Source organism: Rhodococcus sp. K11/5 (assembly GCF_055193735.1).
Genome location: NZ_CM143721.1, coordinates 1,143,648 through 1,160,637, shown reverse-complemented (window position 1 = coordinate 1,160,637; position 16,990 = coordinate 1,143,648). Strand labels below are relative to the sequence as shown.

The window sequence follows — 16,990 nt, the reverse complement described above, 5'->3', positions numbered from 1 at the left end:
TCCGCGGGATTGCCCATAATCCTGAACTCGTGAGCAATTCACGGCAACGGATGTGAACATCATTCTGTAAACTCGGATCATGGAATCGGATTCTTCGAACAGCGGCCGGGCTGAATCCATTCCGCCGAACGATGTTCGATCGGTGCGATTGGATCGAATCGACCACGCGCTGCTCGCCGCACTCGCGCGCGACGCCCGCATCCCGAACAACGCCCTCGCCGCCCTCGCCGGCATCGCACCGTCCACCTGCCTCGGCCGCGTGCGCGCGCTCGTCGAGCGCGGAGTCATTCGGGGTTTCCACGCGGACATCGACCCGAGCGCACTGGGCCAGGGCCTGCGGGCGATGATCGCGGTCCGACTGCACGCCGGGGCGCGGCGGCACCTGAGCGAGTTCGCCGAGTCGTTCGCCGTGCACCCGGAGGTGCTCGACGTCTATTTCATCGCGGGCGCCGACGATTATCTGATGCACGTGGCCATGCGGGACACCGCTCAGCTCCGGGATTTCGTGGTGCAGAATCTGAGCGACCACCCGTCCGTGGCCGCGACCGAGACCACACTGATCTTCGAACACATCCGTCCGCGCACCGGCGTGCGCGAGCATCCCCGGCCGTGATCCCGTAGCGGCCCACGACCTGCCCTGTCCCATCCGGAGGGCCGAGCGCGCCGAATACCCCTATGAACCACAGAAGAGAAACACACGTTGTTCTCGCGGCCGAAAGGACGTCTCTTCGTCCACGGTTGTCGATATATGGAGGCTGAGCGTGAAAAGCGATGACAATTCGCGCGCCGACGCCTCGGTGACTCCGATGCCGGACCGCGATCTCGTCGAGTTGGCCTACATCTGCGCACTCGACGCGATGGCCGCGTCGGAGCACTACGAGACGATGACCCGCCTCGACAACAGTGATGCTCTGACCCGACGCAAGTTCGACGCCATCACTCGCGACGTTCGTGAAACCATGGCTGTCGCAGGACATTCCGTGTACGTTCCGCCCCCCGCGGATCTACGCAGTCGCATCCTCGACGCCGTGGGGACCACCGAACAGGTCGCTCCCGACGCGATCGGTGCGGACCCGGACGTCGAATCGAATTCCGACATTCCGGTCGAATCCGAATCCCGAGAATTCGACCGCACCCGATACGAGGGGACCGTCGTTCCGCTCGCCGGTCGCAGTCGCCGGTGGCGGCTGGGTGCCGCCGCGGCGATCGCGGTGGTCGCCGTCGGAATCGGCGGAGGCGTCGTGCTCGAACAGACCGCGAGCCCCACCACGGAGGAGATCGCGGCCACGTCGATCCAGGCTTCGGTGACCGGTGGCGGCACGATGACCGTCACCCACACCCCCGGCGACCCCACCGCGACGGTGGCGATGGCCGGCGTCTCCGATCCGCCCGCCGGATCGGTGTATCAGGTGTGGCTGATCGACGGCGGGCCCGTGTCGGTGGGAGTCATGACCGAGAATCCGCAGTCGGTACCGGTCGACGGAGCCGAGGCTCTCTCGATCACGGTCGAACCGACGGGCGGTTCGACGTCTCCCACCTCGGCGCCGATCGCCCGCGTCGATCTGACCTGACCCGGGGACTCCCGAATTCGTCCCAACGGGTTCGAACGCCCGTTCGATAACCGCTAGAGTGAGCGCACCACCCGCTCACGTCTGACCTTCCCTCACGACGTCCGTCTCATCTGGAGTCATCGTGATGAATCGACGCCGAAATCTGCAGCGCATGCCCGCCGGCCTCTGGCACGAGGAGGCCCCCGAGCGCTGCGGCAACGGACACGAACTCCGAGCTCGGACGGTCCTGGTCGGAGCCCGCGCGTGTTCGTGCGGGATCGGGCATCACCGCACTCACCATTGCCGTGAGTGCGGTGACACCGTGTTCAGCCCGGCCCTGGGATCGACGTGCCGGGACGGCACCTTCGACGGCCGGGCGAACCGACGCCCCTCAGCCGCGGGTGAGCAACGACCGTAGGAAGAACGTGGTGTTGGCGGGCCGCTCGGCGAGTCGGCGCATGAAGTAGCCGTACCACTGCGTTCCGAACGGCACGTACACGCGCACGGTGTGGCCGGACCGGGCCAACCGCTGTTGCTCGAGGTCCCGGATGCCGTAGAGCATCTGGAACTCCATCGTCTCCGCCGGGCGTCCGTAACTCAGGGCCGCCTCGATCATCCGCGGATCGTGACTCGCGACCATCGGGTAGCCGTCGCCCTTCATGAGCACCCGCAGGCACCGCTCGTACGACGCGTCGACCTCGGCCGTCGACCGGTAGGCGACCGTCGACGGTTCGTCGTAGGCACCCTTGCACAGCCGGATACGCGACCCTGCGCCCGAGAAGTCGCGGCAGTCCTGCTCGGTGCGGTGCAGGTAGGCCTGCAACACGGTGCCGAGCGTCGGGAAGTCCTTGCGGAGTTCCCGGACGATCGCCAGCGTCGAATCCGTGGTGGTGTGGTCCTCGGCGTCGACCGTGACCAACGCGCCGACGGTATCGGCGGCCGTGCAGATCTTGTGGGCGTTGGCCGTCGCGACCGCGTCCCCGTCACCCGGCAGCGACTGCCCGAGAGCCGACAGCTTCAGCGAGATCTCCAGCGGCGGAGTCACCGACGAGGGAACCGTGATGTCGGCGTACGCCCGCAGCAGCGAGAGGTACGCGTCGACGGTGGCGGTGGCCTGCGCGAGCTCGGTGGTGTCCTCCCCGAGATGGTCGACGCTCACGGCGCGACCGGACTCGAGGAGCGTCCGCACCGAGGCCACGGCGTCGGCCTCGGTGCTGCCGGCGACGAAACGATCGACCACCCGGCGGGTCACCGGAGAGGTGACCACCAACTTCTCGAGGCGCGCCGAACGCGCCGCGGCCAGCAGCACGGGCCGCAACGGGTTCGCCGACATCACTGCACTCCCTGGTGGGGGTAGCGGTGGTCGGTGGCCGGAACGAACGTTTCCTTGATGGTGCGAGCCGACGCCCAGCGCAGCAGGTTCTGCGGCGATCCGGCCTTGTCGTTGGTGCCCGACGCGCGGGCACCACCGAACGGTTGCTGTCCGACCACGGCTCCGGACGGTTTGTCGTTGACGTAGAAGTTGCCGGCGGCGAATCGCAGTGCGGAGGTGGCCTGCGTGACCGCGGTTCGATCGTCGGCGATGATCGACCCCGTCAGCGCGTACTTCGAGTCCGCGTCCACCCGCGTCAACAGATCCGTGAACGCACCGGGCTTCGTGTCGTCGTACACGTGCACGGCGAGGATGGGTCCGAAGTACTCGGTGTGGAAGGCGTCGTCGGCGGGATCGTCGCCGAGGAGCACCGTGGGATCGACGAAGTAGCCGACCGAGTCGTCGCACGTGCCGCCGGCCGCGATGGTCAGACCGGTCGTCGACTTGGCTCGCTCGAGGGCAGCGGCGTTGCGGTCGAAGGACTTTCGGTCGATGACGGCGCCACCGAAGTGGGAGAGATCCGTGACGTCGCCGTAGGACAGCGACGCGGCGGCATCGATGAACTGCTCACCCATGCGCGCCCACACCGACTTCGGCACGAAGGCCCGCGACGCCGCGGAGCACTTCTGGCCCTGGTAGTCGAAGGCGCCGCGCAGCAGCGCGGTGGAGAGGACCTCCGGGTTCGCCGAGCTGTGGGCCACGACGAAGTCCTTGCCACCGGTCTCGCCGACCAGTCGCGGGTAGCCGTCGTAGGTGCCGATGTTGCGACCCACGTCGGACCACAGCCGCTGGAACGTGGCGGTGGACCCGGTGAAATGGATGCCCGCGAGGCGGGGATCCTTCAGCGCGACCTCGGACACCATCGGTCCGTCGCCGATCACCAGATTGATCACGCCGGGAGGCAGTCCGGCGGCTTCCAGAAGCTGCATGGTGAGGTACGCCGCGACGGCCTGGGTGGGCGACGGCTTCCAGATGACGGTGTTGCCCATCAGCGCCGGCGCGGTGGGCAGGTTGCCGGCGATCGCGGTGAAGTTGAACGGCGTGATGGCGTAGACGAAGCCCTCGAGGGGGCGGTACTCCACTCGATTCCACATCCCGGCCGAGGAGACGGGCTGGTCGGCCATGATCTGCCGGGCGAACGAGACGTTGAACCGCCAGAAGTCGATGAGCTCGCAGGGGGTGTCGATCTCGGCCTGGTACGCGGACTTCGACTGACCCAGCATGGTCGCGGCCGCCATGGTCTCGCGCCACGGACCGGACAGCAGGTCGGCGGCGCGAAGGAAGACGGCGGCCCGCTCGTCGAAGGGGAGGTCGCGCCAGGCGGGAGCCGCCGCGGTGGCCGCCTCGATGGCGTCGTGCACGTCCTGGTGGGTCGCGTTGGCGAAGCTGCCGATCACGGCGGAGTGCCGGTGTGGCTGCACGACGTTCTCCCGCGGACCCGATGCGTGCCGATGCGTCCCGCCGATGACCTGGGTGATCTCCGTGGGTTCCGCGGCGAGCCGATCGAGCTGCGCGACGAGCTTCGCGCGCTCGGGGCTGTCCGGGGCGTACGAGTGCACCGGCTCGTTGATCGGTGTGGGCACCGAGGTGATGGCGTCCATGGTGGGACCTCCTTCTGCAGTGGTTCGTCGGCGTGTGGCTCTACTCAAGACCTTTTCCGGCCACCGGTATTCGGCCGATCCGATGAACTCGTGACGGGTTGATTGTTCGATCGGCCAACCGCACCTATCCTGGGCGGATGCCCGCCGCCACCTCCACGCTCGGCGCTCTGCTCCACGCGCTCAACGCCGCGTTCGTCGAGTTGCTCGATGCGCCGAACGGTCTCGGCGTTCCCATCGCGTCGGTCGCTCTGGTCGATGCCGACGACCTCGCCGCCGAGTCCGCCACGGCCGCGGATCTCTATCTCCTCGCCGGAGTGCGCGACCCCGAGGTGCGGGAATGGCTCGACGGCATCGCGGACCGCGAACCGGACCGGCGTCCCGCCGCGATCATGACCAAGATCGACGCGTCGGGAGCCGTGCGAGATGCGGCCCGAACGGCGGGCGTCGCCGTGATCGCCGTGCACTCCCACACGCGCTGGGACCGCCTGCTGTCCATGGTGCGCGGCGTCCTCGACCACGTCGGCGCCCGCACCGAAGCACCCGCCGGCCACGAGGATCTCGCGGGCACGGACACCGACCTCTTCGGGCTCGCACACACGGTGGCCTCGCTGACTCGCGCCATGGTGAGCATCGAGGACGAGCGCGCCCACGTGCTCGCCTACTCGGCATCCGACGACCAGGCGGACGAGCTACGGACCCTGTCGATCCTCGGCCGAGAGGGACCCGTCGAATACCTCCGGCGCCTCGAGGACTGGGGGGTCTACGACCGCCTCCGACGGTCCGACGAGGTGGTCGAGGTCCCTGCGCACCCCGATCTCGGTATCCGGCGACGCTTCGTCACCAGCATCCGCGGCGCCGACGCGGATCGTCGCCGACTCCTCGGCACCCTGTGGATCCAGGAGGGTGGGCGCCCCATCGCCGAGGACGCCGAGGCCGTCCTGCGGGGCGCGGCCGCCGTCGCCGCTCGCCTGATCACTCAGATCCTCGCAGCGCCGACCAACGAGGCCCTGCAGATCCAACGCCTGATCGGGGCGCGCGGCGGTGGGGTCGACGTCCCCTCGCTCGCGTCGGCGCTGTCGATTTCCACCGACGGGTCGGCCGCCGTGATCGGCATCGCCACCGCGGACGACGGTCCCGCCTCCGCCGCCACCCGGTTGGCCCCCGCGATCAGGTTGCACGCCAGCTCGTTTCATCGCACGTCGCTCGTCACCACCGTGGACGACCGCGTCTACGTCGTCATCGCCCACACGGATGCGGGCGCGTCGGTCTCGGGGTGGACGCGGCAGTTGCTGGAGGGAATCGAGGTCCGCACCGGGGCGGTGCTGCGAGCGGCGGTGGCCACTCCCGTCGCGGGTCTGGCCGAGGTCGCGTCCGCCCGGGCGGAGGTCGATCGAGTTCTCGACGGGACGGTCGGCGCGGACCGGGTGACGACGCTCGCCGACTCGCGTACGTCCGTGCTGCTGGGTGAGATCCTCGACCTCGTCGGCGCCGACGACGCGCTCCGCGACCCACGGGTCGACGCCCTGATCGCGTACGACGCGGCATCGTCGTCGACGATGCGCGAGAGCGTCGAGACCTACCTCCGCCGCTTCGGCGACGTCCGCGCGGCCGCCGCGGATCTGCACGTCCACCCGAACACGCTGCGCTACCGCATCCGGCGTGTCGAGGAGATCATCGGCAGCGACCTCACCGACCCGGCGGCGCGCCTGCTGCTCGAGGTTCAACTGGCCGTGTCACGGCGTCGGGATCGTCAGGCCAGTATCTGACGGCACCAGTCGACCACCGGAGTCAGGTCGCGGAACGCGGCCCGCACCCGGTCCGCGCACTCGGGCGTGTCCAACCACGGTGGGGCGCCGAACATGTGGCTCATGGTGAGCGACTTGTGGCGCAGCAGGTCGATGCGGGGGTGGTCGATCTCGAAGCCACGCGGCTTGGTCTTCAGCCGCTCGCCTCCGCGCTGGTACCCCTTCTTCTCCAACCGCGCGATCACACCCTCGAGCTCGCGGCCGCGCACGTCGTCGTCCACCACAGCGCGGAACCGGGCGATGGAATCCGGGGTCGCGTCGTAGAAACCGCCGGCGACCATCAGCCCCTCGGCATCGACCTGGACGTAGTAGCCGGCGGACGGCGCCACCGGAACGAACGCCCCCTGATGCACCTTGTACGGCGTCTTGTCCTTGGAGAACCTGACGTCGCGGTGGGGGCGGAAGAGCTTCGCGGGGCCGAACTCGTCGGCCAGGACCTCCGCCAGCGCGGACACCGGTCCGCGGACGTCGGCGTCGTAGACGTGCTTGTGCTCCGCCCACCACGCCTTGCTGTTGTCGGCCTCGAGGTCCTCGTAGAAATCGAGCGCGGTTTCGGGGATACCGGTGAAGGCGCTCATGGTTTCCGACGATAGCTGCCCGTGCGATGAGTCCGACGGCGACGCGAAGTCTCCATCTCGACACGGTTGACGCATTCGACGGGAGAACACCATGCAGAAGATCACGCCCAGCCTCTGGTTCGACGACCGCGCCGAGGAGGCCGTCGATTTCTACGTCTCGCTGTTCGGCGGACGGGTGCTCGACGTCGTCCGTTACGGCGATTCCGGTCCCGGCCGGTCCGGAAGCGTGATGACGGTCGACTTCGAACTCTTCGGCCAACGGTTCAACGCCCTCAACGGTGGTCCCATGTTCGCGTTCACCGAGGCGATCTCGTTCTCGGTGAGCTGCGCCGACCAGGACGAGGTGGACCGGTACTGGAACGCGCTCGTCGCCGACGGCGGGTCCGAATCGCAGTGCGCCTGGTGCAAGGACCGGTTCGGCGTGTCCTGGCAGATCGTGCCCGTGCAGCTTCCCCGGCTGCTGAGCGATCCCGATCCCGCAGCATCTCGGCGGGTGATGCAGGCGATGCTGTCGATGACCAAGATCGTGGTCGCGGACCTCGAGACCGCACACGAGGGCAACGGCGTAGCTCGGGTCGACACTCGGAGCGAGGGAGGACCCCGCCTCACGTAGGATCACGTCACAACGTCGACCGGGCGGGTGTGTCGCACGTCACGTTCCGGTCGCCTCGTGCCCCCGACGGAGAGGTAATCGGTGTCCACCGACATGGTTCACGGTCAGACCGAATCGACTCGCGAGAGCGACGCCGCTGCCACCGGCGCGATGCCGACGCCCGCGGAGACTCCCCTCATCGCCTCCGACGCGGCGAGCAGCGCCGCGCACGACGACGAGCGGTACGAGCGCACCAAACACCTCGTCGGGCAGAAGTACGTGATGCCCGATTACTACGAGGTGGGCCGCGAGAAGATCCGCGAGCTGGCCCGCTCCATCCAGAACGATCACCGCGCGCACCACGACCCGGCGGTCGCTGCGGAGATGGGGTACAGCGGCCTCGTCGCTCCCGCCACCTTCGTCAGCGTCGTCGGCTCGATCGCCATCGACTACCTCTTCAACTTCATCCTCGTGGAGTACGAGATCACGGCCGTGCTGCAGACCGAACAGGGCTTCGTGTTGCACCGTCCGGTGATGCAGGGCGACAAACTCGTCTCCGAGCTGGAGGTCGTCTCGATCCGCCAGATCGCCGGCAACGACATCATCGTGGTGCAGAACAACCTCTCCCACGAGGGGGAACCGGTCTGCACCAGTTCGACCACCTTCATCGCCCGGTCCGACTCCGAGGCAGATCCGGCGGCCATCGCCCTGGTCGACTCCGTCCTGCCCGCGGGTGTGCCGCGGATCGGGGCCAATCACTGACCTCGGTTCGCCTCTCGGTCGGAGATCGCGATTCGCACCGGTTGTGTGCGGTTCGCACCGTGTTCTGCGCGCTGTAGGCGGTGCGGACACTCGAAACCCGTGCGGATCGCGGTGACCCGTGACAGAAGCGCGCGACTTTCTTCGTTTACTGGACCGGTTCCAGAAACGTATGCATAATGAGAGTTGTGACCACGCCGACGAACTACCCGGAGATGCTGCGTAGTGCCGCGCTCCGAGTCACTCGTCCTCGGCTGGCGATGCTCGACGCGGTCCACGCTCATCCACATGCCGATACCGACACTCTGTTCGGAGCCGTTCGGGCCACACTTCCGGACGTCTCACGCCAGGCCGTCTACGACGTTCTGAGCGCGCTCACCGCTGCCGGGTTGATCCGGCGGATCCAACCGTCCGGGTCGGTGGCCCGGTACGAGAGCCGAATCGGAGACAACCACCACCATCTCGTGTGCCGTTCGTGCGGTGCCATCGCCGACGTCGAATGCGCCGTCGGCGCGGCCCCGTGCCTGACCCCCTCGGAATTCCACGACTTCACCGTGGACGAAGCCGAAATCATCTACTGGGGTCTGTGCGGCTCCTGCTCCAACCACGCGGCAGCCCGATCAGGGTCCTGATCGAGAAGGACCGTATGTCTACTCCCGGAAGGAAACTCGTGTCCGAAGACCACACCACACGCGAAAAAGACATGAACCAGGCGCAGCCTCAGGACGGCGCGTCCGAGGGTGGCAAGTGCCCCGTCATGCACGACTCGATGCCGATGCCCGTCGAGGGTGGCAGCAATCGGGAATGGTGGCCCAAGGCCCTCAACCTGAAGATCCTGAAGAAGAACCCGGCCGTCGGTGACCCCATGGGCGCCGACTACGACTACGCCGCCGAGTTCAACTCCCTCGACCTGAACGAGGTCAAGGAGGACATCCGCGCGCTGATGACCGATTCGCAGCCCTGGTGGCCCGCGGACTTCGGCCACTACGGCCCCTTCTTCATTCGCATGGCGTGGCACGCTGCGGGCACGTACCGCAAGCAGGACGGACGCGGCGGCGCCGGTGCCGGAATGCAGCGCTTCGCACCGCTGAACAGCTGGCCCGACAACGCGAGCCTGGACAAGGCCCGTCGTCTGATCTGGCCGGTCAAGCAGAAGTACGGCCGCAAGCTGTCCTGGGCCGACCTCATCGTGCTCACCGGCAACGTGGCCATCGAGGACATGGGTCTGCCGACCTACGGCTTCGCCGGTGGACGCGTCGACTCGTGGGAGCCCGAGGAGGACGTGTACTGGGGTCCCGAGCAGACCTGGCTGGGCGACGAGCGCTACGGCGAGACGCGCCAGAGCCTCGAGAACCCGCTCGCCGCGGTCCAGATGGGCCTGATCTACGTCAATCCCGAAGGCCCCAACGGCAACCCGGAGCCCGCCCAGTCCGCCATGGACATCCGCGAGACCTTCGGCCGCATGGCCATGAACGACATCGAGACCGCAGCGCTCGCCATCGGTGGACACACCTTCGGCAAGGTGCACGGCGCCGCCGACCCCGACGCCCACATCGGCGCCGAGCCCGAGGGCGCACCCATCGAGCAGATGGGCCTCGGCTGGAAGAACAGCTACAAGAGCGGTGTCGGCGCGGACGCGATCACCAGCGGCCTCGAGGGCACCTGGACGCCGACCCCGACGACGTGGGACAACACCTTCCTCGAGACGCTGTACGGCTACGAGTGGGAGGTCCACAAGGGACCCGGCGGCGCATGGCAGTGGCGTCCGAAGAACGGCGAGGGCGCGGACCTGGTCCCCGACCCCGCCGATCCGAACAAGCGCCACCAGCCGATGATGCTCACCTCGGACATCGCGATGCGCGTCGACCCGATCTACGAGCAGATCACCCGTCGCTGGCTCGATCACCCGGAGGAGCTCGCCGAAGAGTTCCAGAAGGCCTGGTTCAAGCTCACCCACCGCGACATGGGACCCGTTTCGCGTTACCTCGGTCCCGAGATCCCGTCCGAGACGCTGCTCTGGCAGGACCCGATTCCGGCCGTCGATCACGAGCTGATCGGTGAGGCCCAGATCGCCGAGCTCAAGCAGACGATCCTCGACTCGGAGCTCACCGGCGAGCAGCTGATCTCGGCCGCATGGGCCGCAGCCTCGTCGTTCCGCATCAGCGACAAGCGCGGCGGCGCCAACGGTGGCCGCCTCCGCCTGCAGCCGCAGGTCGGCTGGGAGGTCAACGAGCCCGACGAGCTCACGCGCGTCATCCGGGTGCTCGAGGGCATCCAGGAGTCGTTCTCCGGAACGGTCTCGTTCGCCGACCTCGTGGTCCTCGGTGGCGTCGCCGCCGTCGAGCAGGCCGCGAAGAACGCGGGCGTCGACGTCACGGTGCCGTTCACGCCGGGTCGCATGGACACCACGCAGGAACTGACGGACGTCGATTCGTTCTCGGACCTCGAGCCCAAGGCCGACGGCTTCCGCAACTTCCTGGGCAAGGGTCAGCGCCTTCCGGCCGAGTACTCGCTCGTCGACCGCGCGAACCTGCTGTCGCTGAGCGCGCCCGAGATGACCGTGCTGGTCGGCGGTCTGCGCGTTCTCGGTGCCAACCACAAGCAGTCGACGCACGGCGTTCTCACCGACAAGGTCGGCACGCTGAGCAACGACTTCTTCCTGAACCTCCTCGACATGGGCAGCGACTGGGTTCCCACCGCGGAGGACGGCATCTACGAGGCCAAGGACGCCGCCACGGGTGAGAAGAAGTGGACCGGCACGCGCAACGATCTGGTGTTCGGATCGAACTCCGAGCTCCGCGCGATCGCCGAGGTCTACGCCTGCTCCGACGCGAAGGAGAAGTTCGTCCACGACTTCGTCGCCGCCTGGGACAAGGTCATGATGCTGGACCGGTTCGAACTGAGCTGAGTCCCGTAGCACCACCGACACCCCGTGAACTTCGGTTCGCGGGGTGTCGTGCTGTGTGGGGGGGTGCTGTCGTGTTCGCGCTCCCGTTCCTGCGCACCCTCCAGCACCGTGCGCACGCTGCAGCGTCAGCATCACGCTGCAGGGTGCGCGAGGGCGGGGCCAGCCGCGGCCGAGCACCGTACCCCGGACTCTCCCCGCCTACGATGAAACGGGTGAACCTCCCCCGCCCCGCCCCCGATCGCACGGCCGTCGTCACCGGGGCCTCGTCCGGCATCGGCGCGGCCATCGCCCGCGAGCTCGCCCGCCGCGGTCACGGAGTCACCCTTGTCGCCCGACGCGTCGACAAGCTGACCGACCTCGCGGCCGAACTGACACGCCTCGGGATCCGCGCCGAGGTCCTCGCGACGGATCTCGGCGATCGCGAGGCACGCAGCGAACTGCTCGGGCGTATCACCGCCCTCGGTCTGACCCCGGACATCCTGGTCAACAACGCCGGGGTCGCCACCTTCGGCACCGTCGCGGAGTCCGATCCGAACGCCGAGACGGCGATGATCGAACTGGACGTGGTCGCCGTCGCCGATCTGTGCGCCCGCTTCCTTCCGGGGATGACCCGCCGCGGCCGCGGCGCGGTGCTGAACGTCGCGTCCACCGGTGCGTTCCAACCCGTTCCGGGTCAAGCCGGCTACGGAGCGTGCAAGGCATTCGTCCTGTCGTACACCCAGTCGCTGGTCGGGGAGCTCGCCGGCACGGGGGTGACGGCGACGGTGCTGTGCCCGGGCCCGGTGGACACCGGGTTCGGCGACGCCGCGGGTTTCACCAAGGACGAGGCGGAGAAAATGCTGCCGACGCCGCTGTGGAAGTCGGCGGAGCACGTCGCGGCGGTAGGTGTCGACGCCCTCGCCCGCGGACGAATGGTCGCGGTGCCGGGTTTGGCCAACCGGGTCGGATCGATCCTCGCGCACCTCGCGCCGCGCACGTTGCTGGTGCCTCTGCTCGCCCGTGCCCACCCGGCCGTGGGACGGCCCACCGTCGAGCAGTGAGCGTGACCGCATAAAGATTGCGTCAGGGAGGCGTCGGGGGGCGTAAAGATGTCGTAGTGACGACGAGATCGCGGCTCGTCGACGCGTAGATCTGGAGAGCCACGGCAGACCGCCGTGTCCCACGTCTACATCGCAAAGGCACTCCGACATGGCCGATCTGGCTTTTCTCGCGGTCGCCGCACTGGGTTTCGGTGCGTGCGGGTCGATTCTGAAGGCACTCGTCTCCACCGACGTGACGTCGTGAGCACCGCAGGCGTCGTCGACGTCGGCCTGATCGTGATCGCCGCTCTGGTGACGGTGTACCTCTTCGTCGCCCTCGTCGATCCCGAGAGGTTCTAAAACGCCGTGAACTCCGCACTGGCCGCCGGCCTTCAGATCGCCGTCGTCGTCGCGGTCCTCGCCGCTGCCTACGTCCCGCTCGGGGACTACATGGCGAAGGTCTACGGATACGACAAGGCGACCACCCCCGACACCCCACTCGGCTCCCACTGGCGCATCGAGAGTGCCGTCTACCGACTCTGCCGCATCGATCCCCGCGCCCAGCAGACCTGGGGCGGGTACGCCCTGTCCGTGCTCGGATTCTCGGCGGCGAGCGTGTTCTTCCTGTATGCGCTGCAACGCGTTCAGGGTTTCCTGCCGCTGAACAACGGTCTGCCCGGGGTGAGCCCGCCGGTGGCGTTCAACACCGCGATCTCGTTCACCACCAACACCAACTGGCAGTCGTACACACCCGAGACGACGATGTCCCACCTCACCCAGGCGCTGGGCCTCGCCGTGCAGAACTTCGTCTCCGCCGCGGTCGGTATGGCCGTGGCCATGGCCCTGGTCCGCGGCTTCGCCCGGGTGCGCGCCGGCGGTGAACTCGGCAACTTCTGGGTCGACCTCGTCCGGGGGACGCTCCGCATTCTGCTCCCGCTCTCGTTCGTGGTCGCCCTGATCCTGTTGTCCCAGGGGGTCATCCAGTCGTTTCACGCCGGTTTCGACTCCACCGGTCTCGACGGAACGACCGTGACCAATGCGCTCGCCCCCGTCGCGTCCCAGGAGGCGATCAAGGAGATCGGGACCAACGGCGGCGGCATCCTCGGTGCCAATTCCGCCCACCCGTTCGAGAACCCCACCCCACTGTCGAACATCGTGCAGATCATCTCCATCCTGCTGATTCCGGTGAGCCTGACGCGCACCTTCGGCACCCTCGTGGGCAGCCCCCGGCAGGGCCTCACGCTGCTCTCGGTCATGGCCGCGATCTTCGGCACCGTCCTCGCGATCACCCTGTCCGCCGAGTCCGGCGCCCGCGGAGTCGCGGCCGGAGCGGCGGGAGCGATGATGGAGGGCAAAGAGGTTCGCTTCGGGATCCCGGCATCGTCGTTGTTCGCCGTCGCCACCACCGGTACGTCCACCGGCGCGGTCAACTCGGCCCACGACAGCATGTCCGCGGCGGGCGGCGGCGCCGTCCTGCTGAACATCCTGCTGGGTGAAATCGCCCCCGGCGGTGTGGGTTCCGGCTTGTACGGAATCCTGATCCTGGCCGTCGTCGCCGTGTTCGTCGGCGGACTCCTCGTCGGCCGCAGCCCGGAGTACCTGGGCAAGAGGATCGGTCGACGCGAGATCACGCTGGCCGCACTGTCGGTTCTGGTGATGCCGATCCTGGTGCTCGTCGGGACTTCGATCACCGTGATCCTGAGCTCCACCCCGGAGGCGCAGGGCAACTCGGGGGAGCCGGGCTCCCCCGGTTCCATCCACGGCTTCACCGAGGTCCTGTACGCGTTCGCCTCCGCGAGCAACAACAACGGCAGTGCCTTCGGTGGCCTGAGCGCGACCAGCGACTGGCTGCAGACTTCGCTCGGCCTCGCGATGCTCCTCGGTCGCCTGCTGCCGATCCTGTTCGTCCTGGCGCTCGCGGGGTCCCTCGTCCGCGCCCGGCGCACCGCGAGCGACCCGGGCACGCTTCCCACCACCGGCTCCCTGTTCGGCGGTCTGCTGATGGGCACCGCCGTCCTGGTCGCCGCGCTCACCTTTTTCCCCGCCCTGGCCCTCGGGCCCATCGCAGAGGCAGTTCTATGACCACGTTCGCCCCCACCGAATCCGTTCCGGACATCCCCGACGACGCGGTACGCACCGGCGCCTTCGACGTCCGCCAACTCTGGACGTCGATCCCCACGGCCGTCCGCAAACTCGATCCCCGTCACCTCGCCCGCAACCCCGTGATGTTCGTGGTCCTGGTGGGATCGGTGGTCACCACCGTTCTCGCCGTGGGCACTCCGTCGGTGTTCTCCTGGCTCGTCGCCGCCTGGCTGTGGTTCACCCTGGTGTTCGCGAACCTCGCCGAATCCGTCGCGGAAGGCCGCGGCAAGGCGCAGGCCGCCAGCCTGCGCGCCGTCACCCGGAACACCACCGCCCGCCGCCGCGCCGCCGACGGCTCCCTCGCCGAGGTGCCGAGCGCGCACCTGCAGGTCGGCGACGAGGTGGTGGTGACGGCCGGGCAGGTCGTCCCCGGCGACGGCGACGTGGTGGAGGGCATCGCGACCGTCGACGAATCCGCGATCACGGGCGAGTCCGCGCCCGTGGTCCGCGAATCGGGCGGGGACCGTTCGGCGGTCACCGGCGGCACCGTCGTGCTGTCCGACGAGATCATCGTGCGCATCACGGCGCGGCCGGGTGAGACGTTCGTCGACCGCATGATCGCTCTGGTCGAGGGAGCCGCTCGTCGCAAGACCCCCAACGAGATCGCCCTGAACATCCTTCTCGCCGCCCTCACCATCGTGTTCGTCGTGGCCGTCGTGGCCGTCGGGCCGATGACCGCGTACGCCGGCGGCTCGCCGGATCCCGTGCAGCTCATCGCCCTGCTGGTGTGCCTGATCCCCACCACCATCGGCGCGCTGCTGTCGGCGATCGGAATCGCGGGCATGGACCGGTTGGTGCAACGCAACGTGCTGGCCATGTCCGGACGTGCTGTGGAGGCGGCCGGCGACATCGACACCTTGCTGATGGACAAGACCGGCACGATCACCTACGGGAACCGTCGGGCCACCCGCCTGCACCCGGCACCCGGCGTCTCACCCGACGAGCTCGCGGGCGCGGCTCGGTTGGCGTCCCTGGCCGACGGCACCCCGGAAGGGCGCAGCATCGTCGATCTGTGCCACGAGAAGTTCTCCCTCGACCCGCGGGCGAACGACGACGAGAAGCGCGGTGACTTCGTCGCGTTCACGGCCCAGACCCGGATGAGCGGAATCGACATCGATGACCGCAGAATCCGAAAGGGCGCAACCGATTCCGTACTGTCCTGGGTTCGGCAGAGCGGTGGCACCGACGACGACAACGAGGTTCGCGCCACCGTGAACGCCGTGTCGCAGGCGGGCGCGACACCTCTGGTGGTCGCCGAGGGAACCGAGAACGGATCGGCTCGGACCCTCGGGGTGATCGAGCTGTCCGACGTGGTCAAGCCGCACATCGCGGAGCGCTTCGCACGGTTGCGCGCCATGGGAATTCGCACGGTCATGGTCACCGGCGACAACCCACTCACCGCCGCGGCCATCGCCGCCGAGGCCGGGGTCGACGATTTCCTCGCCGAGGCGACACCGGAGGACAAACTGGCGCTGATCCGTCGAGAGCAGGAGGGCGGGCGGCTGGTCGCTATGACGGGCGACGGCACCAACGACGCCCCGGCCCTGGCGCAGGCCGATGTGGGGGTCGCGATGAACACCGGGACGTCGGCGGCGAAGGAAGCCGGCAACATGGTCGACCTCGATTCCGATCCGACCAAACTCATCGAGATCGTCCAGATCGGCAAGCAACTGCTCATCACCCGCGGCGCGCTGACGACGTTCTCGCTCGCCAACGACCTCGCGAAGTACTTCGCCATTCTGCCCGCGATGTTCTCCCTCGTGTACCCCCAGCTCGACGCCCTGAACATCATGCGTCTGGCCACACCGCAGTCGGCCATCCTGTCCGCGGTGATCTTCAATGCCGTCGTCATCGTCGGCTTGATTCCGTTGGCACTGAAAGGGGTTCGCTACGTCCCGTCGAGTGCCTCGGTCCTCCTTCGACGCAATCTGCTGGTGTACGGACTCGGCGGCGTGATCACCCCGTTCATCGGCATCTGGCTCATCGACCTCGTCGTTCGTTTCATTCCAGGGATAGGGTGACATGCGATTCACGCAACGCTTCTTCACGCAGATTCTGGCCGGCTTCGCGGTCCTGATGGCCCTGACCGTGGTCGTCGGCGTCGCCTATCCGGCCGCGGTCTGGGCGGTGAGCCGACTCGACCGCGACTCCGCCGAGGGCTCCGCGTTGATCGACGCGAACGGTTGCGTCGTGGGCAGCGCGCTCGTGGGCGTCGACCCGCAACCCTCCGGGGACGGCGACCCCTTCTTCCACACCAGAGTGATCGGCTCACCCGACGACGACGATCCGTTCGCTCCCGGCGACCCGGCGGCAGCGGCACCGAGCAACCTCGGCCCCAACAGCGAGGTTCTCGCGGACTTCGTCGATCGCCGTCGTGCGCGGATCGCCGAGCGGGAGGGCGTCGATCCCGCCTCCGTACCCGTCGATGCGGTGACCGGGTCCGGTTCCGGCGTCGACCCGGACATCAGCCCCGCCTACGCGCGACTGCAGATCCCCCGCGTCGCCGCGGTGACCGGCCGCGCTGTCGCCGACGTGACCGCCCTCGTCGACGAGAACACGTCCGGTCGGCAGTGGGGCTTTCTCGGCGCCGAGCGGGTGAACGTCCCCCGTCTCAACCTCGCTCTCGGGCTCACCGCACCCGGCTGCGCTGCGCAGTAGTATCGG

General features: G+C 68.2%; 15 protein-coding genes. 12 read left to right on the top strand and 3 right to left on the bottom strand.

Annotation, left to right across the window (positions count from 1 at the left end; genetic code table 11):
* Positions 1-79: 79 nt before the first annotated feature.
* Together ACY466_RS05630 and ACY466_RS05625 are read left to right on the top strand one after the other, a co-directional pair.
* Positions 80-613 (top strand): Lrp/AsnC family transcriptional regulator, encoded by a 534-nt coding sequence (locus ACY466_RS05630; protein WP_463250529.1) that lies wholly within the window; start codon positions 80-82, stop codon positions 611-613.
* A 148-nt stretch (positions 614-761) separates the two neighbouring features.
* A complete protein-coding gene (locus ACY466_RS05625) occupies positions 762-1,571 on the top strand; it encodes an anti-sigma factor (RefSeq protein ID WP_463250527.1) in 810 nt (269 codons plus the stop codon).
* A 370-nt stretch (positions 1,572-1,941) separates the two neighbouring features.
* Here ACY466_RS05625 and ACY466_RS05620 read toward each other — a convergent pair whose 3' ends face one another.
* Positions 1,942-2,883, bottom strand: coding sequence for a proline dehydrogenase family protein (locus ACY466_RS05620; RefSeq protein ID WP_463250524.1), 942 nt, complete (start codon positions 2,881-2,883; stop codon positions 1,942-1,944).
* On the bottom strand, positions 2,883-4,523 hold the full coding sequence (gene pruA, locus ACY466_RS05615; protein WP_463250522.1) for an L-glutamate gamma-semialdehyde dehydrogenase: 1,641 nt from the start codon (positions 4,521-4,523) through the stop codon (positions 2,883-2,885). Before pruA ends, ACY466_RS05620 begins: the two co-directional genes overlap by 1 nt.
* Before the next feature lie 137 nt (positions 4,524-4,660).
* Here pruA and ACY466_RS05610 point away from each other — a divergent pair, with 137 nt between their 5' ends.
* Complete coding sequence (locus ACY466_RS05610) at positions 4,661-6,289, top strand: PucR family transcriptional regulator (protein WP_463250520.1); 1,629 nt, start codon at positions 4,661-4,663, stop codon at positions 6,287-6,289.
* Here ACY466_RS05610 and ACY466_RS05605 read toward each other — a convergent pair.
* Entirely contained in the window at positions 6,274-6,906 is a 633-nt protein-coding gene (locus ACY466_RS05605) for a DUF2461 domain-containing protein (protein WP_463250518.1), read from the bottom strand. The genes ACY466_RS05610 and ACY466_RS05605 overlap by 16 nt on opposite strands.
* A 91-nt stretch (positions 6,907-6,997) precedes the next feature.
* Between ACY466_RS05605 and ACY466_RS05600 the strand changes: the two genes are divergently transcribed.
* From ACY466_RS05600 to ACY466_RS05560, 9 genes are all read left to right on the top strand, one after another.
* A complete protein-coding gene (locus ACY466_RS05600) occupies positions 6,998-7,519 on the top strand; it encodes a VOC family protein (protein WP_463250516.1) in 522 nt (173 codons plus the stop codon).
* Positions 7,520-7,600: 81 nt separating this feature from the next.
* A complete protein-coding gene (locus ACY466_RS05595) occupies positions 7,601-8,260 on the top strand; it encodes an FAS1-like dehydratase domain-containing protein (RefSeq protein WP_463250515.1) in 660 nt (219 codons plus the stop codon).
* A 212-nt stretch (positions 8,261-8,472) separates the two neighbouring features.
* Positions 8,473-8,889 carry a Fur family transcriptional regulator gene (locus ACY466_RS05590; RefSeq protein ID WP_463252143.1) on the top strand — a complete coding sequence of 139 codons (417 nt, stop codon included), beginning with the start codon at positions 8,473-8,475 and terminating at the stop codon, positions 8,887-8,889.
* A 71-nt stretch (positions 8,890-8,960) separates the two neighbouring features.
* On the top strand, positions 8,961-11,165 hold the full coding sequence (gene katG, locus ACY466_RS05585) for a catalase/peroxidase HPI (protein ID WP_463252142.1): 2,205 nt from the start codon (positions 8,961-8,963) through the stop codon (positions 11,163-11,165).
* Positions 11,166-11,377: 212 nt separating this feature from the next.
* Entirely contained in the window at positions 11,378-12,205 is an 828-nt protein-coding gene (locus ACY466_RS05580) for an SDR family NAD(P)-dependent oxidoreductase (RefSeq protein WP_463250513.1), read from the top strand.
* Between the two features lie 240 nt (positions 12,206-12,445).
* On the top strand, positions 12,446-12,544 hold the full coding sequence (locus tag ACY466_RS05575) for a potassium-transporting ATPase subunit F (protein WP_463250511.1): 99 nt from the start codon (positions 12,446-12,448) through the stop codon (positions 12,542-12,544).
* A 6-nt stretch (positions 12,545-12,550) separates the two neighbouring features.
* Positions 12,551-14,266 (top strand): potassium-transporting ATPase subunit KdpA, encoded by a 1,716-nt coding sequence (kdpA, locus tag ACY466_RS05570; protein WP_463250509.1) that lies wholly within the window; start codon positions 12,551-12,553, stop codon positions 14,264-14,266.
* Positions 14,263-16,347, top strand: a complete 2,085-nt coding sequence (gene kdpB / locus ACY466_RS05565) for a potassium-transporting ATPase subunit KdpB (protein WP_463250508.1) — start codon at positions 14,263-14,265, stop codon at positions 16,345-16,347. The genes kdpA and kdpB overlap by 4 nt, the downstream gene beginning before the upstream one ends.
* Position 16,348: 1 nt before the next feature.
* On the top strand, positions 16,349-16,984 hold the full coding sequence (locus ACY466_RS05560; protein WP_463250506.1) for a potassium-transporting ATPase subunit C: 636 nt from the start codon (positions 16,349-16,351) through the stop codon (positions 16,982-16,984).
* The last annotated feature ends 6 nt before the right edge of the window (positions 16,985-16,990 follow it).